This window comes from Stenotrophomonas sp. NY11291, from assembly GCF_023277365.1.
GTDB classification, from domain to species: Bacteria; Pseudomonadota; Gammaproteobacteria; order Xanthomonadales; family Xanthomonadaceae; genus Stenotrophomonas; species Stenotrophomonas geniculata.
The window spans coordinates 2,413,038-2,436,212 of sequence record NZ_CP096975.1 but is presented as its reverse complement, the minus strand read 5'-3'; the positions used below and the strand labels follow the sequence as shown (position 1 = coordinate 2,436,212).

Annotated in this window: 23 protein-coding genes; 11 read left to right on the top strand and 12 right to left on the bottom strand. The window is 62.2% G+C overall.

The annotated features are described in order from the left end of the window. Positions 1-37 precede the first annotated feature (37 nt). A complete protein-coding gene (locus M1L61_RS11455; protein WP_049401586.1) occupies positions 38-1,114 on the bottom strand; it encodes a site-specific integrase in 1,077 nt (358 codons plus the stop codon). Positions 1,115-1,218: 104 nt separating this feature from the next. On the opposite strand from M1L61_RS11455, the gene M1L61_RS11450 reads away from it, so the two are divergent. The 3 genes from M1L61_RS11450 to M1L61_RS11440 all read left to right on the top strand — a co-directional run bounded on the left by M1L61_RS11450 (position 1,219) and on the right by M1L61_RS11440 (position 4,211). After that, positions 1,219-2,193 (top strand): DNA-binding protein, encoded by a 975-nt coding sequence (locus tag M1L61_RS11450; RefSeq protein ID WP_049402764.1) that lies wholly within the window; start codon positions 1,219-1,221, stop codon positions 2,191-2,193. A 149-nt stretch (positions 2,194-2,342) separates the two neighbouring features. Beyond that, a complete protein-coding gene (locus M1L61_RS11445; protein WP_033836002.1) occupies positions 2,343-2,948 on the top strand; it encodes a hypothetical protein in 606 nt (201 codons plus the stop codon). Positions 2,949-3,182: 234 nt separating this feature from the next. After that, positions 3,183-4,211 carry a hypothetical protein gene (locus M1L61_RS11440; protein WP_049402763.1) on the top strand — a complete coding sequence of 343 codons (1,029 nt, stop codon included), beginning with the start codon at positions 3,183-3,185 and terminating at the stop codon, positions 4,209-4,211. Between the two features lie 589 nt (positions 4,212-4,800). On the opposite strand, the gene M1L61_RS11435 is transcribed toward M1L61_RS11440, so the two are convergent. After that, positions 4,801-5,424 carry a TetR/AcrR family transcriptional regulator gene (locus M1L61_RS11435; protein WP_043033616.1) on the bottom strand — a complete coding sequence of 208 codons (624 nt, stop codon included), beginning with the start codon at positions 5,422-5,424 and terminating at the stop codon, positions 4,801-4,803. Between the two features lie 5 nt (positions 5,425-5,429). Next, complete coding sequence (locus M1L61_RS11430; RefSeq protein ID WP_043033500.1) at positions 5,430-5,765, bottom strand: hypothetical protein; 336 nt, start codon at positions 5,763-5,765, stop codon at positions 5,430-5,432. A gap of 26 nt (positions 5,766-5,791) precedes the next feature. Here M1L61_RS11430 and M1L61_RS11425 point away from each other — a divergent pair, with 26 nt between their 5' ends. After that, positions 5,792-6,145, top strand: coding sequence for a hypothetical protein (locus tag M1L61_RS11425; protein ID WP_043033501.1), 354 nt, complete (start codon positions 5,792-5,794; stop codon positions 6,143-6,145). 215 nt (positions 6,146-6,360) lie between these two features. Here M1L61_RS11425 and M1L61_RS11420 read toward each other — a convergent pair whose 3' ends face one another. The 5 genes from M1L61_RS11420 to M1L61_RS11400 form a co-directional block, all read right to left on the bottom strand. Continuing rightward, complete coding sequence (locus tag M1L61_RS11420; RefSeq protein WP_049402762.1) at positions 6,361-7,479, bottom strand: NADH:flavin oxidoreductase/NADH oxidase; 1,119 nt, start codon at positions 7,477-7,479, stop codon at positions 6,361-6,363. Between the two features lie 52 nt (positions 7,480-7,531). Beyond that, positions 7,532-8,059, bottom strand: a complete 528-nt coding sequence (locus M1L61_RS11415) for an SRPBCC domain-containing protein (protein WP_223224789.1) — start codon at positions 8,057-8,059, stop codon at positions 7,532-7,534. A gap of 177 nt (positions 8,060-8,236) precedes the next feature. Further along, positions 8,237-8,746, bottom strand: a complete 510-nt coding sequence (locus M1L61_RS11410; RefSeq protein WP_033836000.1) for a lactoylglutathione lyase family protein — start codon at positions 8,744-8,746, stop codon at positions 8,237-8,239. 519 nt (positions 8,747-9,265) lie between these two features. Next, positions 9,266-9,556, bottom strand: a complete 291-nt coding sequence (locus M1L61_RS11405) for a hypothetical protein (RefSeq protein WP_049402761.1) — start codon at positions 9,554-9,556, stop codon at positions 9,266-9,268. Positions 9,557-9,707: 151 nt separating this feature from the next. Next, on the bottom strand, positions 9,708-10,511 hold the full coding sequence (locus M1L61_RS11400; RefSeq protein ID WP_043033503.1) for a helix-turn-helix transcriptional regulator: 804 nt from the start codon (positions 10,509-10,511) through the stop codon (positions 9,708-9,710). 97 nt (positions 10,512-10,608) lie between these two features. On the opposite strand from M1L61_RS11400, the gene M1L61_RS11395 reads away from it, so the two are divergent. After that, positions 10,609-11,517, top strand: coding sequence for a DMT family transporter (locus M1L61_RS11395; protein ID WP_248854744.1), 909 nt, complete (start codon positions 10,609-10,611; stop codon positions 11,515-11,517). A gap of 968 nt (positions 11,518-12,485) precedes the next feature. Here the strand turns inward: M1L61_RS11395 and M1L61_RS11390 are convergent. Next, positions 12,486-12,731 (bottom strand): helix-turn-helix transcriptional regulator, encoded by a 246-nt coding sequence (locus tag M1L61_RS11390; RefSeq protein WP_043033505.1) that lies wholly within the window; start codon positions 12,729-12,731, stop codon positions 12,486-12,488. 94 nt (positions 12,732-12,825) lie between these two features. On the opposite strand from M1L61_RS11390, the gene M1L61_RS11385 reads away from it, so the two are divergent. Beyond that, on the top strand, positions 12,826-13,104 hold the full coding sequence (locus M1L61_RS11385) for a hypothetical protein (protein ID WP_033835997.1): 279 nt from the start codon (positions 12,826-12,828) through the stop codon (positions 13,102-13,104). A 43-nt stretch (positions 13,105-13,147) separates the two neighbouring features. On the opposite strand, the gene M1L61_RS11380 is transcribed toward M1L61_RS11385, so the two are convergent. Genes M1L61_RS11380 through M1L61_RS11370 form a run of 3 tightly spaced genes read right to left on the bottom strand, consistent with a single transcriptional unit; the run spans position 13,148 to position 17,847 of the window. Continuing rightward, positions 13,148-16,141 carry a Tn3 family transposase gene (locus M1L61_RS11380; protein ID WP_248854743.1) on the bottom strand — a complete coding sequence of 998 codons (2,994 nt, stop codon included), beginning with the start codon at positions 16,139-16,141 and terminating at the stop codon, positions 13,148-13,150. Between the two features lie 24 nt (positions 16,142-16,165). Next, complete coding sequence (locus M1L61_RS11375; protein ID WP_080356427.1) at positions 16,166-17,437, bottom strand: site-specific integrase; 1,272 nt, start codon at positions 17,435-17,437, stop codon at positions 16,166-16,168. Beyond that, positions 17,434-17,847, bottom strand: coding sequence for a helix-turn-helix domain-containing protein (locus M1L61_RS11370; protein ID WP_012480230.1), 414 nt, complete (start codon positions 17,845-17,847; stop codon positions 17,434-17,436). The genes M1L61_RS11375 and M1L61_RS11370 overlap by 4 nt, the downstream gene beginning before the upstream one ends. 90 nt (positions 17,848-17,937) lie before the next feature. Between M1L61_RS11370 and M1L61_RS11365 the strand changes: the two genes are divergently transcribed. From M1L61_RS11365 to M1L61_RS11345, 5 genes are read left to right on the top strand one after another with little or no spacing between them, the layout of a single operon-like run. Further along, on the top strand, positions 17,938-19,896 hold the full coding sequence (locus tag M1L61_RS11365) for a cytochrome c/FTR1 family iron permease (RefSeq protein ID WP_043033508.1): 1,959 nt from the start codon (positions 17,938-17,940) through the stop codon (positions 19,894-19,896). A gap of 24 nt (positions 19,897-19,920) precedes the next feature. Beyond that, positions 19,921-20,538, top strand: a complete 618-nt coding sequence (locus tag M1L61_RS11360; RefSeq protein WP_005413376.1) for a cation transporter — start codon at positions 19,921-19,923, stop codon at positions 20,536-20,538. Then, positions 20,535-20,891: a hypothetical protein gene (locus M1L61_RS11355; RefSeq protein WP_012480228.1), complete on the top strand. Its 357-nt coding sequence runs from the start codon at positions 20,535-20,537 to the stop codon at positions 20,889-20,891. The genes M1L61_RS11360 and M1L61_RS11355 overlap by 4 nt, the downstream gene beginning before the upstream one ends. A gap of 55 nt (positions 20,892-20,946) precedes the next feature. Further along, positions 20,947-22,224, top strand: a complete 1,278-nt coding sequence (locus tag M1L61_RS11350) for a TolC family protein (protein WP_043033510.1) — start codon at positions 20,947-20,949, stop codon at positions 22,222-22,224. After that, complete coding sequence (locus tag M1L61_RS11345) at positions 22,221-23,171, top strand: efflux RND transporter periplasmic adaptor subunit (protein ID WP_021201906.1); 951 nt, start codon at positions 22,221-22,223, stop codon at positions 23,169-23,171. Before M1L61_RS11350 ends, M1L61_RS11345 begins: the two co-directional genes overlap by 4 nt. Positions 23,172-23,175 lie beyond the last annotated feature (4 nt).

The window sequence follows — 23,175 nt, the reverse complement described above, 5'->3', positions numbered from 1 at the left end:
CATTCAACGCGCACTGCTGGCCGCTCGGGCCGGAGGCTCAGTCCTCATCCATCAGGCGCGCGGCGGGGTTGCTGCCGACGCCGCCCTGCTGGAAATATCCGATCACGCTGGCCACGGAGCGGTGATCGGTCATCGCCATCAGCGCCGGCAGGGCCACCCCACGCCGCGCACCTTCGGTAACAAAGCCCGAGCGCAGGCTGTGGCCGGCAAAGTCCCCGTCCAGACCGGCCAACCGCGCCCGGTCCTTAACGATGGCGGCGACCGCCTTGCCGCTGAGCGCGCCGCCCAATGACCGTGGCCAGACGCGCCGGAACAGGGGGCCGTCGGTAATCTCGGCCATGTCCAGCCAGTCCTGCAGTGCGGTGGCTGCCTCTCCCAGGATGGGCTTGTCGGGGCTGCTGCCAACCACTGGCCCGGACTGCAAGGTTTTTCCGTGATCCAAGCGATAGGTGTAGCCGCCTTCGGGCAGTCGGGTGAGGTGATTCACCGTCGCCTCGGCGACTTCGCTGCGGCGGCGCCCGCCGCTAGCAAAGGCAAAGTAGAGCAGGGCGCGATCGCGCTTCCCCTTGAGCGAGGTGTCGCAGGTGGCCGCCATTGCGCGCAGATCTGCGGCTGACAGCGCGGTCTTCTTGGCCGGGCGCTCGCCTCGTTTGTGAGAAGCCCTGCGCCCCTTGGACAGTAGGGTCCTCACGGCGCGATCCTCGCAAGGGTTGTCTTGGCGGGCCTGCTTGTGGGCCGCCGACAAGACCGCCACCCGGTGGACCAGGCTGGAGAACGCCAGCGGCCCAGGCTTCTTCTTCAGGCCCGCATGCACCAAGGCACTATCCAAGTCTGCAGGCAGATCCCAACGAAGCCCCAAATCGCCTGAGCGCCCCATGTGATCCACGATGAACTGAACCACTGCCGCCGGGGGGACGGGTAGGGCGATGGGCCTGCCATAGCGCCCTTCGAACCAGCCCGCCCAATAGCGCAGGGCGCCGGCGTAGCTGCGAATGGTGTTAGGCGCTTCGGCCTCCTGCAGGATGTCTCGCACCGCTTCTGCGGCGGAAGTGGCCAGCCGCTCCGGAACCAGCCCCGAAACGAGTTCCCCTGACGCAGCAGTGATATTATTCATATGTACTATGTATTGTGCACTATGATTAGGTTGAGCTACATCTGATAAATATGCCTTATCAGACATGGCCTGCCAATTCTCACCGTTCCGCAGAAGGACACCCAATGGCCAAGGGCATCAGCGAACTGGATGTGCACCAGGCAGCGGACGACATCATCGCCGCCGGCGAACGTCCCACCGTCGAGCGAATCCGAGCCCACTTGGGCACCGGCTCGCCCAACACCGTCACGCGTTGGCTGGAGACCTGGTGGCAGACCGTAGGCTTTCGCCTGCGCCAGCGCGCCATTGAGGCGGCGGTTCCAGGCATCCCAGAGCGGGTAGCTCACCTGAGCCAGCGTTTGTGGCAGGCCGCGCTGCAGGATGCCGGCGAGCTCGCTCAGACCCAGCTGGAGTCGACCAGGCACGCACTGGAGGAACGCGAGCGCCTGCTGGAGGAGGACCGGGTGGCCCTGACGCTGGCGATTGAGGCCAGCCAGAAGCGCGAAAGGGAGGCTCAGGTCCAGACTCAGGCCGCCGCCACCACCGCGGAGCAGTTGGCGGCACAGGTCTCCCAGATGACGGCACAAGTACAAGACCTGCTGCGCCAACGCGATGGAGCCTATGGACGGGCGGAGCGACTCGAGCAGGAACTGGATGCCGTACGCCGCAGTCTGGGCGAGGCCGCGGCCGCTCACGAAGAAGAGAGGAGGGCGCTCCAGGCGCACGTCAGGGCAGTGGAGGATCGTGCCCATACGGAGGTTGACCGGCATCGCCAGGCGTTGCGGTCAGCCGAGCAGGAGTGGGGGCGGGAGCGCATGGCCTTGGCCACCTCATTGCGAGAGAGCGAGCAACAAGCCATTGCTGCTGCCAACCGCGAGCAACAGGCATTGCGCCGACTGGAAGGCGTGAACGCGCGGGCTGATGGCTTGGAGGCGCAGCTGACGTCACTGAAGGAAACCACTCGGCAAGTTACCGAGGCACTCCGACAAGGGAGAGCGAACACGGCAACGCCAAGCAGGCAAAGCAAGCCACGCCGCACCGCGCCCAGAAGAGTGGGCGAGCCGACACAAGAACCCAATAGCAGGAAATCTAAGACTTGAGGCCATCCATTCGATCAAGGCTTCTTTCCCCGAAAGACTTGGAGGACGTACACGCCCCCCCCCAAAGTTCATCCTCGACCGCGCCCGAGAGCACGGCGCGACAGGCCCCGTACGAACGGTAGAAACCAGCACGCCGGAGGAGGAACGCCATGAAGCAGGGAAGAACTGACAGAGATTGGGCGGTGGTCGCTGTGATGACCTTTGCCGCAGGAGCCGTCTTGACTTGGGCACTCATGAGCAAGCCGAGTCCCAAATCCGCCACGTTAGCGCTTGACTGGCCGGCGTGGGTGCAAGCGATCGGCAGCATCGCAGCCATCATCGCCGCGGGACTGATCCCCCTTTGGCACGCCAGAGTCAGGAGACGGGAGGTCACACAGTCCCTCATAGAGCTGATTTCCTATGCGCGATTTCCAGCGACACTGATGCTGGCGCAGTTCGAGGGAGGATTCGGCGGCCCCCGGCTGATCTTGGCGCATCTGACCCAGCTTCATAAGGCTTTCGATTCAGTCAACTATGTTGACGTGCCGAACCGATCCTTGGCGATTGCGCTGCAGCAATCAGCAACGGCTGTGAGTGCACTTAAGGAGATCCAGGAACTCTTTCTGAGAAAAGAAGAGATGAAAAAGGGGCGGGGGAGCGAGATCGTTAAAAAGTACCTGCTCATGCTCGATAGAGCCGTCGAAGAAGCAATCAAGGCAACCGGTCAGCGGCCTCGAGACTTCAACTACGACACAATCGTGCTGCCTAATGAATAGCCCATGCAAATGCTGTTCGTTACAACTACGCGGTAATAGTCACAAACCTCTCTCTAGTAATCCACTGCCGAGGGCTATCCGGCAAATCGTGCGGAGTCGGAGGGAGTAGCTGGCGTCTGAACGGGGGAACTCGCCTGGCGATGTAGCAGGGGCCTGGTGCACTGGACTGTAACAGAGCAGTTTCACTGTCACCGCGCCTTGTTACGGTAAAGAACCTCCGTTACATTCGCTGCTATGAACGACCTCGACGCCGCAGCCCGCTATCTTCAGGGTCTACTACCCGACATGGTCGGTGAGCTCGAGCCCTGGCCCAGCTCCAAGACGCGCGGCTTACCCCACTTCCTCGCCACCCTATTCGGCCTGGCCGAGCTTGACCTGCTCGGCCACAGGGTGCTGCTGGCCACCGTCCCGGCGCAGACGGAACCGTTGCCACCTTTGCGGCTGATCGCGCAGGTGCATCGATTGGCGGAAAAGGCCGGCTTGAGGGTCATTCTCGTGCTCTCCGGCGTTTCGCCCTACATTCGCTCCAAGCTCATCGAGTCTCGGGTGGATTTCGTTGTGCCTGGTAGCCAACTGTTCGCTCCGAGCTTCCTGATGAGCTTACGCGAGCGCGATTCGTCTCCAAGGGTGCTCACATCCGCTGGGGAGCGGTTGAGCCATCCGGCACAAGCGGTTCTGATCGCGGCCCTGTTGCGGCCCGACTTGGAGGAGCGCGGCATCCCTGGCAGCGTCCCGTGGGTGCCGCTCGACCTGGCGCGCGAGGCAGGCTACTCACGCATGACTGCCTCGCGGGTCGCCCGTGAACTGGTGGCGGCTAACCTCGTCAGCGCCCAGCGCGAGGGGCGGGAGACGAAGCTACGGTTCTTGAAAGCGCGCCGCTCCTTGTGGGCGGTCGCGCTGCCGCGGCTGCGCTCGCCGGTGCTGCGCACCACTTGCATCGGCAAAAGTGGCTTGGACATGCTGCTGGCCGATCATTGTCGTGCTGCGGGAGAAACCGGCCTGTCCGTTCTCACCGAACTGGCGGCGCCATCGCGTCCGATCGCTGCGATCGGACGAGACTGCTTCCGTCGGCATCCGGAGCCGGAATGGTTTCCCGTGGCCGGCGAGGGCTATGCAGACGTGCAGCATTGGGCGTACTCCACCCGCCTGGGTGGCGCGGGCACCGTCGTGGACCCGTTGTCGCTGTACCTGTCCTTGCAGGGACAGGGCGACCCGAGGCTGAACGGCGCGCTGCGGGACCTGCTCGATGAGGTCTTCGTCTGATCGCAGGCGCGCGGGAGCTCGGCGAGTGGTGCCTGAACTCCGGTACCAGTCCGCGGTCATCGGGGCCGTTGCGCTGGCCGTCGTAACGCAGGAAGCGAAGCGGCAAGTGGGGCCACGAAGGATCTGGAACGTGGTGCTGAGCGTGGAGGCGCTGACGCTTGCGTTCGGCCAGCGGTTCTCGGGGGGATATCGAGGCAGCGGCTACGAGGTGCGCCAGCCCTCGGACCGACACTCAACGTTCTATCGCTTCCGGCGGCCTGCGCCCAGAAACTGCAGGAGTGGCCGACGGGTCGTTTCGACCTGATCGTCTGCAGCGGGATGGACGACTAACCCGGGCCGGATGCCCTGCTCGAACTGCGTGACGGTGCGCATGGGGCGACGAAGGACGGTAGCCTGCTGGTGGCTTGCCAATGGCTGCCCATCCTTCAAGTAGCAATGCCTTGGGCGCATGCGCTGGCTAGGATTGTGCCGCGCTGAATCTGCTTCTGGCCGGCAGACGATCACCCTCGAAGTCGCAGGGCTAGGACAACTGATCTCAATCATGGAGGGATAGATGTGGCCTAACCCTTAACAACTCCGTGAGGGCGGCTTACATCGCATCCACAGTGATGCCATGAAGGATCATTGAAGCATGCTGGGACGCAAGTTTGTCCAGCGCAGGTGCATGCGGACTCGAGGTCCCGAACAGCTCGTGGAACAGCACACCCATTACGATCGGAGCCATGATTGAAAAGGCCATGAGATTTGAGTCGCCGGCGCGGACGGTCCCCTTGGCCTGCGCCCGCTCGACAGCGCTTGCCACCAGCCGGATCATGCGAGATGCAACTTCGTCATGCCAGATCCTCGCAAGCTCAGGAAACATTCGGCTCTCCGATAGCACCATTCGCAATGCTGCAGACAAGCGGGCATCGCCACCTGATGAGACCGCTCGCTGGAGGAGCGTCGGGATTAGCTCCTCAATCGACCCGTCGAAGGTCGCCTGTGCCGTCTCAAGGCCTTCCAGATTTGTGGAGATCAACTGGCGCGCTGCGGCTCGAAACAGCTCTTCCTTGGTTTCAAAGTAGAGGTAGATCGTGCCCTTCGCGACTCGTGCGCGCTTCGCGATATCAGAGAGCTTTGCGGCAGCAAAGCCGTTCTCAAGGAAAACATCTACCGCAGCGTCTACAATCTCGAGCGGCCGCGCCTCCTTGCGACGACTCCACTTAGGTTGCATCTCGCTCACGTGCTCAATCTCTTGCCCATGCGGGAATCCCAATAGCGCTGCAGCTCGTCTAGGGACTGCGTTGGCTGTGCCAATCCCACCCAAGTGTCAGGCCGCAGAACGTAGACAGCGTCCTGCTGACGTCCAGCGCGGCCATGTTCTTCGTGCCAGGTAAACTCGCGAAGAGCCATGCCGCGGCTGTCGCACCAGCCCTTTAGTTCAGTACTGGCTCGTCCATAGACATGGACCTGCCAGCCGATTTGCTCTGAGATCGCGTAGTTGTCCTCACCACGCGTCTTCACCCAGGGCAGGCGATCGCCGCCTTCAATCTTTCCAGCCTTGCCCTGGCTCAAGGGGCTATGCGATCTACAGCATCATCATGATCAACGTTGTCTTCCACGTGATCCCGCTGATTCTCGGGGTCGGCTACGGCGCGGGAACGCTAACTGCGATCATCATCTTCATCCCCCTCTGCGCTTGGATGATCTACACATCCTTTGGCGCGGGTCGTATGAGCTATCGAGCACTAGCCCTTTTGGTTGGTGCGGGAGTGTTGTTCCATGCCCTACTCACTATTCCGATGATTCTCCTGCTGCAAGGTGCAATCTCAGAGACGTCCGTAGTCATGATTCAGGTAGCCAACCCCTTTGTGCTGATGGTCATCTTGTCGGCGGCGGAGCGCTCGCGCTTGAGCATGCCGGCAAGGCAGCGTCGGCCAAGTGCCTCTCGCTAGCTCGAGTCTTCTTCGGCGCCTAGTCAGACCTCCCATCCCGTCTCGCTCACGCAGCCGCTTCGGTGACCCCTGGCGGACAAGGCGGAGCAACTTTAATGGTGCCTGTCCCCGCCTGTGTTGAGGCGGGGTAGCAGCTTGCAATGGCGTTAGGGATTCTCGATGGGAGCCAGATCATTTGCCCCTATTGCTCGATGGAGGAGGGGGCTGGCTCGCTCCTATTGAGCCGACGCCTTGCCCGGGCCTTTGTATCTGCTCAGCCAATAGCTGTAAGGCGTGGGTAGCACGCTGGCTGGGAGCTCCTGGCCAAGCGCAATGGCCATTTGGTACGGATAGTGCGGATTGGATAGGTGGGCCCGCCCGATCATCACTAGGTCAACCTGACAGTCCGCTACAACGCGCTCGGCAGTCTGTGGATCATCGATGCACCAACCTGTGGCCACCGGAAGCCCAGTTTCATTAGCAAATCGCTCAGCAAGGGGTGCCAGGAACGCCTGTGTACCCCATGGGACGCGGCCACCAAGAGCACTGAAGCCAATGCTCACGTTGAGCAGATCAAGCCCCAACTCTCGCATTTCTTTGCCAATCTCAATGGAGTCGACCAGTGCTTGGCCATCGCGCGAGTTGTACTCCACAACTCCAAAGCGCGCGGTCAGCGGCAGATGCTCGGGCCAAACCTTACGGACGGCCGCCAATGTCTCCAGCAGGAAGCGTGCTCTGTTCTCCGCACTGCCACCGTAGCGATCCTCCCGCTTGTTGCTGTCGGGGCTGAAGAAGCTCTGCGCCAGATAGCCATGAGCGAAGTGAAGCTCCAGCCATTCAAATCCTGCAGCAAGCGCACGCTTGGCTGCAGCGACGAAATCCGCTTGAACGCGATGAATGTCCTCAACCGTCATCTCGTTGGGAACTCTATCGAGCGAGCCGCCAAAGGCGATCGGCGAGGGACCAAGGATCGCCCATCCTGCGGGATCATCGGCTGCGATGTGGTCATCGCCTTGCCATGGCCGATTTGCACTAGCCTTGCGCCCTGCGTGGCCGATCTGGATGCCAGCTACGGCACCGCCTTGCTTGATGGCAGAAGCGATGGCTGCCATTCCTGGAATTTGCTCATCACCCCACAGGCCAGCACATCCCGGGGTGATGCGTCCTTCCGGAGACACGGCGGTAGCCTCGACAATCACGAGCCCAGCGCCTCCGCGCGCAAGCGCGGCATAGTGGCTGAGATGCCAATCGTTGATACGGCCGTCCTCCGCACTGTACTGGCACATGGGCGGCACCGCGATACGATTCTTAAGAGTGACACCTTTGAGCTCGAATGGGCTAAACAGGGCAGACATAAACGGGGCTTTGGGGAGAGCAAGAGGAGCAAGCACGGGGATTTACTCCGGCTTAGGACGTTGACTTGGCGGCTCGAGCTGCTTCCACCAGGCCGTCCAGCCAATCCTGGTGACCATTGATCATTGGATTCGGCTTGGCCAGACGCAGGGCTTCTGCAGGCTGTCCCTTCTGCGTCTCCTGCGTGAGGATCCGCACTCGGCCACCATCAAGGTCTTCGACAATCCACGCATGATGAACGTCAAGTCGATCGGCAGACCCGGGCTCACCGGCCCAGCCATGCCAAGCGATCCGGCCCGGACCCTCGGAGGTAGGAGCCTCATGCTCGACGCATTGAGCCTCCACGGGGAAGCCAAAGGTTTCAAAGTAGAATCGATCCCCGTTTCGCAACAGAGGGCCGGCGCCATCGTGGAAGCGCACATTGGCTGAATTTCCGTAGTAGGTCGGCCACAGACGTGGCTCTTCAAGCAACGGCCAAACATCAGCTGCGGCAAGGCCGAGGACGATCAGCTCATTCGAGACAAAGTTTTCGGTGTAACCAGGAAGGTAGCCTTCCGGCCAACGAATGCCGTTCATTTTCATCATATGCTCCTTAGGGCTAGCGGCGCGGCTCGCCGATGAATCGTTAAAATTACGTTCGCCAGCTTCTAACTTGCAGACCTCTGACTTCTACAGCCGAGACACTTGCTCCGTACCGTCGTGTCTCAGTTTGGCGAGGACTGCCTGGCAGTCGAAAGCTGGCTGAGGGTGTGCGTGGAGCTAGACGTACGCGCCAGCTGAATACGTAAGCTCGTAGCTGTGGCTGTAGATCTCCAGGATGTTGCCCAGCGGATCCTCCATGTAAACCATCCGATAGGGCTTCTCCCCTGGGAAGTACTCTCGAACCGGCATTCGCTGCTTTCCACCAGCTGCCACAATCCGAGCGGCCAGGCCTTCAACGTCCGGATCCTGAATACAGAAGTGGAAGACGCCCGACTTCCAGTACTCGAAGTTGTTCGCGGGACGCTCGGCGTTATTGAACTGGAAGATTTCGACTCCAACCCGGTCACCAGTGGATAGATGTGCAATGCGGAAGCTGCCCCATCCAGGCCCAAACACATCCGTGCACATCACGCCAATTGCGCTTTCGTCTTCAGCAATCCTGGTCGGCGGCATGACGAGGTACCAGCCCAAGACTTCTGTATAGAAGGAAACCGCGGCATCGAGATCGGTAACAGACAGGCCGATGTGGGAGAAGGCGCGAGGGTAGGGAGGGGGTAGGGCAGGCACGGCACACCACTGAAGAGAGGGGTAGCCGCAAGATTAGACCCTGCAACTCAACCATGATCTGATCCATTTTTATCAGATTGATAAAATATTCTTATGCTGAATGAGCATTGGCTCCGATCCTTTCGGGCTATCGCAGAGGTCGGGAGCTTTACCAGGGCCGCAGGCCAGCTGCAGCTCACCCAGGCTGCGGTCAGTCAGCATGTACGTCATCTTGAGCAACAGCTGGGTGCCCTGTTTCTGCGCAGACCACGATTTATTGAGCTGACGCCGGCGGGAATGGCTCTATTGCAGTACTGCCAAGAGATGGATTCGGCCGATCGCCGGCTTCAAGCCAAGCTCGCGAGCGCGGACAGCGATCAGGGGGAGTTTGCGCTGATAACCCCCGGGAGTGTTGGCCTTGCTCTTTACCCGGTGTTGCTGGACTTCCAGCGCACCCATCCCGGCTTGATCATTCGTCATCGCTTCTCGCCGGACCCAGAAATCCTATCGGCGGTACTGGAGAAGAAGTACGAGGTGGGTCTACTTGCACTTCGGCCGGATGACCCTCGGCTGCGGGCTGAGCCCTTCACCGAGGAGGCGCTTGAGCTGGTAGTTCCGAGAGGTGCCTGCGCGGACAGCTGGGCGGATCTTCAAAAGTTGGGTTTCGTTGATCATCCAGATGGCCAGGCTATGGCCACCCGCCTTCTCGCCCGCAAGTTCCCAGGAAATCCAGGCGTACGCGCGCTTCCTATACACGGCTTCACCAATCAGGTTGCGCTCATCCTTGAGCCGGTATCGCTCGGGCTGGGATTCACTGTCATTCCGCGACACGCCCGTGAATCCTTCGCTCGGCAAGACGCAATTGAGGTGGTTGACTGTGGATCTCCGGTGGTTGACACCCTCTGGATGATCCATCGATCCGAATGGCCACTGTCTGGGCCAGCTAAATGGTTGACCCAACAGCTTCGAGGCCTGCCTCGATTCAGCGGGAGGAGGGCTCCACCTCTCGCTGGAGCGGACTGAGGCCCCTTCTATACTGGTCTGGGGTCCGGCCAGAGTGTCGCTTGAACATCTCACTGAAAGACGTTGAGTTTGCATAGCCCAGATCGTCTGCAATCTGCGTAATTGATCGGTCTGAACCCAAGGCATCAATTGCCCTCAGAAAACGAAGCCGACTGCGCCACTCTCCGAACCCCATCCCTAGCTCGCGCTTTGCCAAGCGCTCAAGTGATCGAACACTAATGTGGTGGCGCTCTGCGACCTCAAGTGCCGACGGAGAGTCCTGAAGGGAGGTCTCGGCATAGCTCAGAATCCGCTTTAGCACGTCACCGCTGGCCAGCGGCAGGAAGCTCGACATCACCGGCGCGGCCAGAATCAGGTCAAGGGCGACCGCGGAGAGTCGCCGGTCTTCTGGCTTAACGGCCTCGCCGATGTCACGACGGGCCAGTTCGTCCAAGATCTCCCTAAGCAACGAGCTAACCGCTAACGCAGTCGGAATGCTGGGCATCTGCGCCGACGCGCCGACCGAAAGGTATGCGGATCGATAAGCAACCGCACCACGGTTTCGGGATGAGTGGTGAACACCAGGCGGAATCCATATCGCATAGTGGGTAGGGGACACCATCCAGTCCTCGCCTACCTGTAACTCCATGACACCCTGCGCAACATAGTTGAACTGCCCCCACGGATGCACACGAGCATCCCAGTCGGAGGGAGGCAAAGTCCCTTGCCGAACGTAGATGTCTCCAGGGATGGAGCTGAACGAGGGGACGGGGTCCATTGCCATGTCGCATTCAAGATGAAGATTGGCGCAAATTATGGATGTAACGAAATTCCGCCAAGTCTACGCTACTGGCTGTTGATATCCAGTATCTGAGGATGCCATGTACTACCTGCTCCCCCTCCTGGCCTGCCTTCTCCGGGGCGCCAACACCATCGTTACAAAGCTCGCTGCAGGGACCGTCGGCCCGGTCGATATTAGCTTCTGGCGATGGCTTGCTGCGGCCATCATCTTGCTCCCATTCGCCCTGCCGCGCCTGAAGTCGAACCTAGCGGTCCTGAAAGCCAATTGGGCACGCTTCCTCGTGCTCGGTGCTTTGGGCGGTGTCATGTTCCAATGCCTGGCGTACTACGCCGCACATTTCACTTCTGCGACCAACATGGGCGTTATCCAGGCACTCATCCCGTTGATCGCTCTTGCCTTGTCGCGCATCTTCATGGGTCACGCAGTCCGCGGTGGCGCAGTGATTGGTTCGATCATCTCCTTGGTTGGGGTGATAGCGGTAGTGTCCCATGGTGACTTTGAAGCCTTGGTTTCCCATGGAATCAACAAAGGTGACGCCCTGATGCTGCTGGGCGCTTTGGCTTTTGCCACCTACAATTTGCTGATGCACAAGTGGCGCATTCCCGTAACGCTGATCGAATCCCTGTTTCTTCAAGCCATGTCTGCAACGATCCTGCTGCTACCTCTTTTCCTTGTCGCAGGCACTGGCGTCCAGGGTGGCGCAGCCATCGGCTGCATTGCATTCGCAGCAATCGGCGCTTCGATCATGGCACCGTTGGCATGGATGACCGGCCTGCATCGGCTGGGCTCTGCTCGCGTGGCCGGGTTCTTCAATCTCGTCCCGATCGTCACTGCATTGCTTGCGGTGGTGGTCCTCAAAGAGTCTCTGAGCACCTGGGTCGTGGGTGGCGGTTTGATGGCAGTATTTGGTGTGGTACTGGCGGAGTACGCAGCTCGCAAGAAGCCTGACGAGGTCATGGTCGTGGATGACACCTCGACCAAGCGCTGAAAGACAATTGCATAGCTGCAGTTCAAATGAAAACGGGCCGCTTTAGGCCCGTTCTCCTTGTTCGGGGAACGCTTCTTCGGCTAGCCAGGTTCAAAGGGCCCTCTCCTCAAGGTGAAGTTGCATCTAGACAGCGCTCTTCAGCTGAGTTGGGCACATGCCGGTTAGTCGGCGAAACATTGCAATAAAAGGGGAGGGGCCGCTATAGCCCAGCCGCTTGGCAACATCACCAACTTTGCAGTCGCTCTGGAGGAGAGGGAGGGACGCAGCAAGCTTCAGCCTCTGGCGCCACTCACAACATCCCAGGCCAGTAGCGGCAACCCAGCGTCTTGCAGGAGTCCGAGAGGATACGCCAGCAACTTCTGCCCATTGAACTAGTGACTGGCCACTTCCTGGATCGGCTTGTAGCGCATCGATGATGGGGGCTAACAAGCGCGAAAACGCCAAGAATGCGCGGCCAAAGCTTCTGTTCCGGTAACTCAGCGAATGACCGGGGATCACCCCAAAGCGGAAAGGCTAACAGTAGGAACCGGGGATGCTTCGCGGCCCAGCTGCGCATCTTGCGCTGCCGCCGCCAAGCGATAGCCTTTGCGTCTCGAAGCTTGTGTAGGGCGCAATCCTCCACGTCAGACAGTCGCGCCGAAAGGGTATAGGCCCCGCGACAAGCCCATCGGAGGCATTTAGGGGTTCGCTTTAGCGACCTGTGGAGCTGCTGTGGAGTGGGTCGGAGAAATGTCTTCACATCAACAACTGTAAAGACGTCGCTTCACCCGGATCTACACGAGGGTTCAGACCCCACGGTTCCACAAAACAGCCTAAAGTTTCGACCCGGCACGCCGAGGCCGATCTACGTCACGGATTTCCGGCAGGGCGTGCCCCTTCCATCCGGTTGGCCGTCTGTCACTGGCGTGTGCGCCTGGTCCCGACCGGCCGGCAAGAAGCGCGAACCTACCGCTACACCCTAAGGGGCTTTAGTCTTTGATTCGCTTCTCAAAGTTTGTGATCAACTTGCCCAGCGAAAGGCCTGTCAGGCGGGCGATATCTCTCAGCTCCACCACATCAACCCTTCTCTTGCCTGTTTCGACGTCGCTGATGAATGACTGGCTGCGGCCCAGCATGCTGGACACCTGGGCCTGGGTCAGACCGGCAGCTAGCCGCGCCTCGCGAACAGCCTCAATGAGGGCAGCGTACTCTTTTCGATGGATGGACTTCGACACGACCGCGCCTTGGCTGAGCGGCCTAGAAAGCTATATCCAGTTCTCCGATATCTAAAAACCAGATATTCTGTCTTCTTCATTGACAGGGGGACGCATGAGCGAACAGCCATACCGCTTCATCACCGCGGCCAGAAGCAGAGCAACACTGATCCTGGCAGCATCAGCACTGCTAGCTGCCTGCAGCGGTCCGACAGACAAGAAGATGGTTACGAATGGAACCCAGCAGCAATACCGGCAGTCAATTGACGCTATCGACGCGGAACTCAATGCCCACGAAAGAGCGGCCTTCAACTGGGCAGTCGCTGGGATGAACCTTGAAGAGGGTCGGCAGGGAATCATTACGTACAGGGCCAAAAGCTGCCTAAGCGACTGAATTTCAAAGTTGATTGCTCGTCTCTCGATCAGGTTCTCCCCATCTATGGGGTCTGTTCAAGCACCTTGGCTGTGTAGCTCAGCGGCGCCACTTCCCTTTCAAGATCCAGGTGGTAGTCGCCGAAGCGATTGATGTGGCTGGTCCGATAAGGCGACAGGCCGGCCAGGATCTCGGGCGTCAGTTCAATCCCCTCCTTCCTCATCTCGGCCAAGGTCCGGCTCATGCCTTCCACGTTGTGGAGGATGATCATGTTGGCCACCAGCTGGCTGTACTTGATGATCTTGCGCTGCTCGTGTTGGACGTTCTCAGCAATGATCCCCTGGCTGCCAAAGAACACCCATTTCACGAAGCCGTTGTATTCCTCGCTCTTGTTGGTGGCAGCATGGATCGTTTTGCGGATCTCATTGTCATCAATGTAGCGCAGCAAGAACAGCGTTCGAACGGCCTTGCCAAGTTCCCGGAAGGCGAAGTACAGCTTGTTCTTCCGGCTGTAGGTGCCCAGCCGGCGCAGGATCGAGGACGCGGTGATCTTGCCCAATCGGATTGAGATCACCACCCGCAGCATGTCGTGGAGATGGGTGGCGATCAGTTGCCAGTCGATGCTGTCCCCGAACAGTGCCTGGATGTTCTTATAAGCCCTACCCGGTTCGGGCCGAAAGAATGTCAGGTCCTTGATGTTCCGGATCCGGGGCATCAGCTGGATGCCCAGCATGTGGGCCAGGCCGAAGACCGGATAGCTTTGGGCCTGCGTGTCGCCATGGACGATCTCAGGCTGGATGTCGGAAGTGTTGGCCAACAGACCGTCGAGGATGTAGATGCCCTCGTGCACGCCACAGGGAATGAAGTGGCTGAACGGCGCTACGTATTTGTCGGACACGTGGCAGTAGCCGATGCCACCGTAGCCGCCGTAGCGGATGTGATACTCCGACAGCAGGTTGTCCTCGTAGACGCTCCACTTCGTGCCATCAGCTGATGCGCTCTTGCCGCTGCCCCAATAGCCAGGCAGGTCGAATCTGTTGTAGGTATTGATGACCTCCACGATGGCCTTCTCAAGCACATCCTCGGTCACGTATTTCAGGTTGAGCCAAGCGACTTGGCGCCGGCTGAAGCCCTTGATCGACCGCGCCGTCTGCGTCGGCCCCAGGTTGCAGCCATAGCAGAATAGCGTGGTGATCACACGTCGGGGCAGATCTTCGACCTGGCTCTCGGTGCCGGCGATCGGGCGGAAGAAACGGTGCAGATCCAGCCATTGGCTGGCATCGATCAGGACATCGACGATGCTGGATTCTGGAAGCCGTTCGGCGATGAGGCGATCCACCGTGGTAATCGCGCTGGAGACTTCGGCGCGTTGCCCCTTCCGCAGCACCAGGCGCCCATCCAGGATGTCCGCATGTACGTTCTCCGGGAAACGCGCGTCGACCTCATCGGCCAGGGAGGTCAGTTGTGCACGTAATCCCGCCACGAAAGACTCGGCGTCGGTGGGCAGGCCTGACACCTGGCCGTAGGCTTCCAGTTCCTGGGCCAAGGTGGCTTCATCGACCAGCTGCTCACGGTAGTCATCAAACCGTTCGCTGCTGGGAATGAAGAGATCTCCGGACTTCAGTTCGTCCTTGACCTGCACCAGCACGGCCAGCTCGAAGTACTTACGGTGCATCCAGCCGGCGCCGGCTGCACTGGCCCGCTTGCCGAACACGTGCTGACACCAGAGCTTGGACATCCAGTCAAAGTCCTTTTCCGGGTCCAAACCGAGGGAGGCGACCTCGATCAGCTCACGGCGCTGGTTGCGCAGCGAGAGCACCGCTGCGATCAGCGGCTCCATGCCGGCGTCGTGGCTGGTCGCCCGAAGTTTCATCAGCTCCAGCCCATTGAACAGCAGCGGCCTGACCGCGCCATAGGGCTGCAGCATGAAAGGCAGGTAGTTCTTCCCGGCGTAGGCCATATGTTCTTCGCATTCGGCCAGCAAGGTCGACACTTCCGCTTCCAGGCTGTTGTCGATGGCATCCACGCTCTGACTATCGCTGCCGTCTAGCTGATAGGCCTGCAGGATTTCCTTGAGCTGGCCGATGAGGAAGTCGGCCCGTTTGGCATGTTCGAGCTGGTAGGCCAGCAATTTCTGCTGGGCCGTGTTCTCCAGCCCGCGCACCTGCTTGATGAACAACTCGGCTGCATCATCCAGTGTCTTGGCATGCTGGGCGCGAATGAAGATGGTGGCCAGCGCATAGCGCTTGTCCGGAGCCAGTTCGGCCAGCTCGCTGGCGTCATAGGCCCGAGCCATTGCACGGAACTGCTTGAGCTTGGGCACCGGCACATCGATGGGAGGCAGCTGGTCGGCCAACTGCTGCAGCATGCGGATGTGCTGCAGGTAGAACCGAACTTCCTTGTTGGTGGGCCGGCCGGGCTCGCGCTTGAGTGATTGCCAGCCGGTGAACCTGGACCCTTCCGGTGCGCGCAGCAGTTCGTCGATGAGCGTGCGCGTGGCAGGCGTCAGCGCGTGGCTGATGCTGCGGTAGTAGCCCAGATTGACCCGCTCACGGGCGCCGATGGCGGCCAGCTCCAGAGTGCGGAAACCGGGCAGTTCGTAGCGATGGTGCACCAGCTCTTCGAGCAGGACGTTCACGATGTCCGGGATGGTGTGCTTGGTCTGGGCTGCTCCGGTGGCCACTGTGTCCAGCCAAGCCAAGCCCGATTTATCCAGGGGACGTACCCCGATGAATTGCCGAAGCTGCGGCATATGCCGGCGCTGGCTGCCGGAAGCGTCGTAGCGTTCGAGCTGGTCGGTGTCCAATACGCGCCCGAGTCGGGCGGCCTTGGCGATGTGCTTCCGGATCCGCTCGGGTACGTCGGCCAACAGCGTGAAGTAGCCCAAGCGTTGGAAGAGCTTGAGATGAATCAGTACCGCCAGCTGCGGACCCGGCTGGGTGGTCAGCTGCTTGGCGAATGCAATCTCAGCGGCGGTCGGGGTATAGATCTCCTCCAGTTCCTTGGCGGTGGGATCAGGCTTCAGTCGCGGGTAGGCGGTCTCGTGAAGGGTAGCCATTGGATCCGGAGGGTGTGAGGGGGATCAGTCCCAGTGCCGGCCGTCGTCTGTACTGAGCGACGCTTCCAGGAAGCACTGGTGCGTATCGGCCATGCGGTGCATGTCATCGAGCAACGTGGCCAGGATTTCATCCAGATCCCTTTCGGGATCGGTGGGAGCAGTCAACTGGTACTCGCTGCTGGCGGTGTTCAGGCGCACAGCCTGGAACGGGGCCAAGCAGATCTCTTCAATTCGGCCTCGGGCCTTGGCCGCGCCGCGGCCCGTGCAGGCAAACGGGGTCAGCACCATGCGCAGGCGCAGCTGCAGGGCCGATTTGCCCTCCGGCGCCGGCAGTGCCATCGCCGGTACCGGCACGGTTGGACTGGGCAGGCTTGCTTCAATGCGGTCCCGGGCAAACGGGTCACGCCCGTCCAGGTAACGCATGGCCGACTGCACATCGCGCCAGCCCACGTACTCCATCAAGGCCTTCATGTCCCAGCCTTGGTCGTTGGCCCAGCTGGCAAAGCCGCGGCGCAACGAATGGCTGCTGTGGAGCCCCGCATCGGCAAAGCCTGCACTGGTCAGCAACTCGCGCAGCAGGCGCACCAAGCTGTTGGGATGCAGGCCTTCGGCGCTCACCTGGCCCCATTGGTTGACTGCCCGAAACACCGGCCCTTCTTGCAGGTCGGCCGCCTGCAGCCACGCCTGGGTCGCCTCCACCGGACATAACCGCGACAGCGCCGGCACCTTGTAGGTGACGCCGGCTGCTTGGCGATCACCCTTGCTGCGTGGCAAGAAGCAGGTCATCCCCTGTCCCGGCACCAGCGTGAGATGGGCCACGTCCAGACGCAGCAGTTCATCGCCACGGAATCCCCGCCAGAACCCGAGCAGCACCAGCGCTCGGTCTCGTTGATGGCGCAGCGCCGCCGGCCCATCGCCCCGGGCATGTGCCGCAGCGATCGCCGCGGCCAGCCAGTCATCGAGCTCGACCAGCCGCCGAATCTGGAGCGGCGCGGCTTGCTTGACCTGGCCCGGGTGCAGGGTCTGGATGCCTTTGAGCACCTTGCGCACCAGCGGCGATCGGGTCGGGTCGACAAAGCCGTGGTCGCGGTGCCAAGAGGCGATGGCCGCCAGACGTTGGCGGAGGGTGCTGGTCGCCAAGGTCTGCGCATAAGCGGCCAGGTACCGGGCCACGCTGTCAGGTGTCGCTGGGAGGTGGCCTTGCCATTCAACCTCGAAGTGCCGCAGCGCCGACGCATAGCTGCGCACCGTGTTCTGGCGCGTGGCCGCATCGAGGTAGCGGTCCAGTTCGGTCACTGGCGCGTGGCCTCCACCGAGGTCGTCTGGCGCAGCGTCGACAGGATGGTGCATTCCGCCCGCTGCCCGCCATGGCAACTGGCAATCACCCGTTCCAGCTCGCTGGCCATGCGCTGCAGGTCGGCCATGCGGGCGCGCACGTCGGCCAGATGGCTGCGGGCCAACCGGTCCACGTCCCCGCACGAAAGCTCCTCATCGCCGGCCAGCTGCAGCAGGCTGCGGACCTCCTCCAGGCTGAAGCCCAGGTCCCGGCCACGCGCAATGAAGCGCAGCCGCTCGATGTCGGCCGGGCCATAGACCCGGTAGCCGTTGCCCGTGCGCCCCGGGCGCGGCAGCAACCCGATCCGCTCGTAATAGCGAATCGTCTCCAAGTGGCATCCGCTGGCGTCGGCAGCCTCACTGATTTTCATTCGTAGTACGCTTGACTCCGTAGTAGCTACGGACTTTACGCTGAACCCGTATCCGCCGCCACTCCGGCCGCGGCGCTGCATGTGACGACCATGCCACTGCCCATCGCCTTGATTCGCTACTGCCTGATTGCCTTGCTGATCGGCTGGGTTCTGCCCGCTTCTGCTCAGGCGGAGCCTGCCGCAGCAGACCTGCGCCAAACCTGGCAGATGCTCGATTACATCGCGGTCGACTACCCCGGCGCGGTCCAGGCCGGTCGCGTAATTGCCCCCAACGAATACGCCGAAATGAGCGAGTTTGCCGGCGCCGTGCGCAGTCAGCTGGCAGCATTGCCCAGTGGCCAGAACCAGCAGGAGCTGACGGCCCAGGCCGACCGCCTGGTCCAGGCGGTGGCAGAGAAGGCCGACCCGGCGCAAGTGGCAACGTTGGCGCGCGGGCTCGGCACGACGCTGTTGGCCCGCTACCCGATCGGCGCTGTTCCGGCGAGCGCGCCGAAGACCTCCCAGGCCGCGTCCATCTACAGCCAGCAGTGCGCGGCCTGTCACGGCCCCACAGGTCACGGTGATGGCCCCGCCGCGCAAGCGTTAAGTCCGCCGCCGATCGCGTTCACCGATGCCACTCGCGCCGCGCAGCGAACGCCGCTGTCGTTGTACGAGGTCATTTCCCAGGGTGTGCCGGGTACCGGCATGGTCAGCTTCTCTGGGCTGTCAGAAAGTGATCGCTGGGCGTTGGCATTCTATGTGGGCAGCTTGGGGTACTCCTCGCAAGCCAAGGCTCAAGGTGAGGCGTTATGGCGCACCAGTGCCGAGGCCCATACGCACATTCCCTCGCTCGAAGCGCTGACACGCACGCGAGAGGCCGATCTTGCCACCACGATGCCCGCCGATCAGGCAAACGCGATCATCGCCTACCTGCGTTCGCAGCCACAGGTAGTAAACGAAGCGGTACCAGGAGCCGATCGCTTTGCGGTGGCGCGGCAGCGACTGGCCGCCAGCCAGCGCGCTTACGCTGATGAGGACCTGGCTCAAGCCAAAAAGCTTGCGCTCTCGTCCTATCTGGATGGTGTAGAGCCGCTTGAACCCACGCTGGCCACGCGCAATCCGTCATTGCTGCGAGAGATCGAGACGGCCATGGCAGGCTACCGCGCGCAGCTGGATCAGCATGCGCCCGCGGCTGACGTTGCCGGGCAGGCAGCGCAAATTGCCCAGCTGTTTGATCGCGCGGACGTGGCGCTGCAGGACACCCGAATAGGCGCCAGCACCGCGTTTCTAGGCAGCTTTACCATCTTGGTACGCGAAGGACTGGAAGCGCTGCTGATCGTGATTGGTATCGTGGCGTTCTTGCGTAAAGCCGAGCGGTCTGATGTGTTGCCGTATGTGCATGCGGGTTGGATCTGCGCGTTGTTGGCAGGCGCAGCTACCTGGGCGGTGGCCACTTACTTTGTTGATATCAGCGGTGCGAACCGGGAAGTCACTGAGGGCGTCTCGGCCTTGTTCGCTGCCGCTGTCCTGCTCAGCGTAGGCATCTGGATGCACCAAAAGAGCCTTGCAGGGCGGTGGCAGGAGTACCTGCACGCCAAGCTGACGACTGCGCTGACACGGCGCTCGGCTGTTTTCCTGTTCATGCTGGCCTTTGTCGCGGTGTACCGCGAGGTGTTTGAGACGATCTTGTTCTACATCGCGATGTGGAGCGATCAGGCGTCCACCGCCATCCTCGCAGGCCTGGCGGCGGGAATCGCGGTGTTGGCTGCGGTGGCGTACTGGATGCTGCGCATGAGCAGGCGGCTGCCGATTGGCCGGTTCTTTTCGATCAGCTCGATTCTCATCGCGGTGATGGCGGTCATCCTGATCGGTAAAGGCGTGGCCGCGTTGCAGGAAGCGGGCTGGATCTCTCAAACACCGCTCGCGTTGCCGCGCATCGAGTGGATCGGCCTGTATCCCACCTGGCAGTCGCTGCTGGCGCAGGTATTGGTAGGCACCGCCGCCATCGTGGGGTTCCTCGCCAATGCCCGTTCCGGTGTGCGTAGACAGCCAGGCGCAAACAAGCAATGAAACAACACAGCAGAGGACCAAGACATGAGTGATTGCGGGTGCCACCACGAAGCCAAGAACAAGGAGGAGCGACGCATCCTCTGGATCGCCTTGGTCCTGAATGCAGCGATGGCCGTGATCGGCGGCATTGCCGGCTGGATTGCCCATTCCACCGGGCTGCTGGCTGACGCGCTGGACATGCTGTCTGACGCCACCGCCTATGCCATTGGCCTGGTCGCTATCGGGCGCACGGCGCGCTTCAAGGCCAACGCCGCGTGGGTCAGTGGCAGCGTGCTGCTGGTGCTGGGCGTAGGCGTGCTGGTCGAAGTCGGCCGCCGGGTGATGTACGGCGCCGAGCCGGTCAGCGGTTGGATGATCGGTACCGCTCTGGTCTCGCTGGCCGTGAACCTGAAGGTGCTCCGTATGCTCGCCCCCTTGAAGTCTGGCGAAGTGCATCTGCGAGCGACCTGGCTGTTTACCCGCGCCGATGTGGTGGCCAACGTTGGGGTGATTCTGGCCGGCCTGTTGGTGTGGTGGCTGGCCAGCCCCTACCCGGATTTCGTGATCGGCGCCCTGATCGGCCTGTATGTGATCAAGGAGGCTTTCGAGATCTTGGGTGATGCTCGCCGGGCGCGTGCCGACGCGCGCAAAACGCCTGCATGACAGCGCTTGGCCGGCTGAGCTGTGGCCTGCGCTGGCTGCTGCTGGCGCACTTGGCCGTGGGCCTTGTGACGCAGCCGGTGCTGGCAGTGGTTGGCGAGCTCCATGCTCAAACCCATCTGGCCGCGGCCGACCATGACCCGGCAGTGGCATCACCAGCTTCCGAGCGTGGCGTAGACGCCGCGCTGCACCGGCTACAGCAGCTGGTGCTGTGCTGTAGCCAGGCCGCGCCGGCTCCAGAAATAGTGTTGGCCATTGCTCATATCGGCCGGCATTGGCCGTCGGCGACAGCCCATGCGGACAGATATCGGCATGAGCACCTGCTCGCGCCGTTCCGGCCGCCGATCGCAGGGTGATGCGCGCCGGCGTGCGCCGGATCCCTGTTGGCTATCGAAAATTCTGGAGTACTTCATGCATGTGCGATTGGCGGCCCTGGCCGCGTGGCTACTGTTGAGCGCGGCGGCAACGCCGGCGACAGCAGAAGAGCTGATGACCTTGGACGACGCGTTTGCACGCGTGGCCCAAACCCACCCCGAGCTGCGCCTGGTCGATGCGCGAGCCACGGTGCTCGCTGCCGAGCGCGACCAGGCCGTGCAGCGGCCACCGTGGACGTTGGGGGCGGAGGTTGAAAATGCGCTGGGCACGGGCGCGGCCCGTGGCCTGGACAGCGCGGAGTTGACCTTGAGCCTGAGCTCGGTCCTGGAGCGCGGCGGCAAGCTCGACGCCCGCCGCACCTTGGCCCAAAGCCGGATTGATGCACTGGCCGTGCAGCGCGAGACCAGGCGGCTGGACCTGCTCGCCGAGACGGCGCAGCGCTATTTGGCCGTTGTCGGTGCCGACCGGCAACGCAGCCTGACGAACATGGATGTCGGCCAGCGCCAGCGGACCGTCGCCGCTGCCCGGCAGCGCCTGCAGGCTGGCGCGTCTCCCGAATCGGTGATGCTCACCGCACAAGCAGCACTGGCGAGAGCAGAGTTGACCCGTGATCGGGCCGAGCAGCAGCGCATTGCCGCCCGGCAGCACCTTGCTGCCCTCTGGGGCGAACGTGCTCCGAGCTTCGAGGTGGCCGCGGCGGATCCCATGACCCTGCCGGCGATCGCGTCCATGCAGTCGCTGGCCGAGGAATTGGAGCGCACTCCCGAGTTGGCGCAGTTTGCCGATGCCCGCCGGATCGCGCAGGCACGACTGCAGCTGGCGCGTTCGGCGGCCTCGCCGGACTTGTCGTGGCAGCTGGGCGTGCGCCGCCTGCAGGAGACTGACGACACCGCGCTGGTGGCCAGCCTGTCCATGCCACTGGGCAGCCGCAGCCGCGCGCAGCCGGAGATCCGCGCCGGCGAAGCCGAGCTGGAGGTTCTGACGATCGAGCGCGAGGCCAAGGGCCTGTCGCTGTATTCCACGCTGGTCGAAGCCCATGGTCGCTACACCGTGGCGCAGGCCGAGGTGGCACGGCTGCAAGGCGAGGTGCTGCCGAAGTTGGCCCGGGCTGAGAAGGCCGCCGAGCGCGCCTATCGCGCCGGCGCGATCAGCTACCTGGAATGGGCACAGCTGCAGTCCGAACGCACGGCCATGGCCCAGCAGCAGCTGGACGTGGCGCTCGATGCGCAGCGCGCCCTGATCGAAATTCAACGCCTGACCGGCCAAGCGCTTGTCGCGCCGCCGGCGGCTGCTTCCACCGGAGAGACCCCATGAATCGCTTTTCTTGGACCGCACTGGGCATGGCCCTGATGATGCTGGCCGCCTGCAACGCGTCGGCCCCCAACGAAGCGTCCGAAGGCGGCGCCGCCGCTGAGGGCGAAGAGCACGGCGAGCACGAGGAAGCGCCGCTGGAAACCAAGATTGCCGCCAAAGCTGCGCAGGCAGCGGGTATCCAGGTCGCACCGGCAGGCCCCGGTGAGATTGCTGACGAGCATGAGGTGCAAGGGCTGTTGACCCCGATTGACGGTCGCATCGCGCAGGTCACGGCACGCTTCCCCGGACCGGTCCGCTCCGTGCGTGCGGGCGTGGGTGATCAGGTACGGGCCGGCCAGGCACTGGCCACGGTAGAGAGCAACCTGAGCCTGACCACCTATACCGTCACCGCGCCGATCAGTGGCGTGGTCATGGCGCGCACGGCCGCCGTAGGCATGGCCGCCGCTGAGGGCGCGCCGCTGTTTGAGGTCGCCGACCTGTCCACGCTGTGGGTGGACCTGCACATCTTCGGCGCCGACGCCCAGCACATCGGTGCTGGCGTGCCGGTGACGGTTACCCGCTTGAGCGATGGCGTCACCGCACAGACCACCTTGGAGCGCGTCCTGCCCGGCACCGCCACCGCCAGCCAAAGCACCATTGCGCGCGGCACGGTGGCCAACACCGATGGCCTGTGGCGGCCGGGGTCGGCGGTCAAGGCGCGGGTCACCGTGGATCGCCAATCGGCAGCGTTGGTGGTGCCGATCACGGCGCTGCAGACCGCAGAAGACCAGGACGTGGTCTACGTGCAGCAGGGCGAAACCTACCACACCCGGCCGGTGAAGCTGGGGCGCCGCGACGCCGAACGCGCCGAAGTGCTGGAAGGCCTCAAGGCCGGTGAACAGGTGGTGGTGGCCCAAAGCTTCCTGATCAAGGCCGACATCGAAAAGTCCACCGTGGAAGAAGAATGAGGCC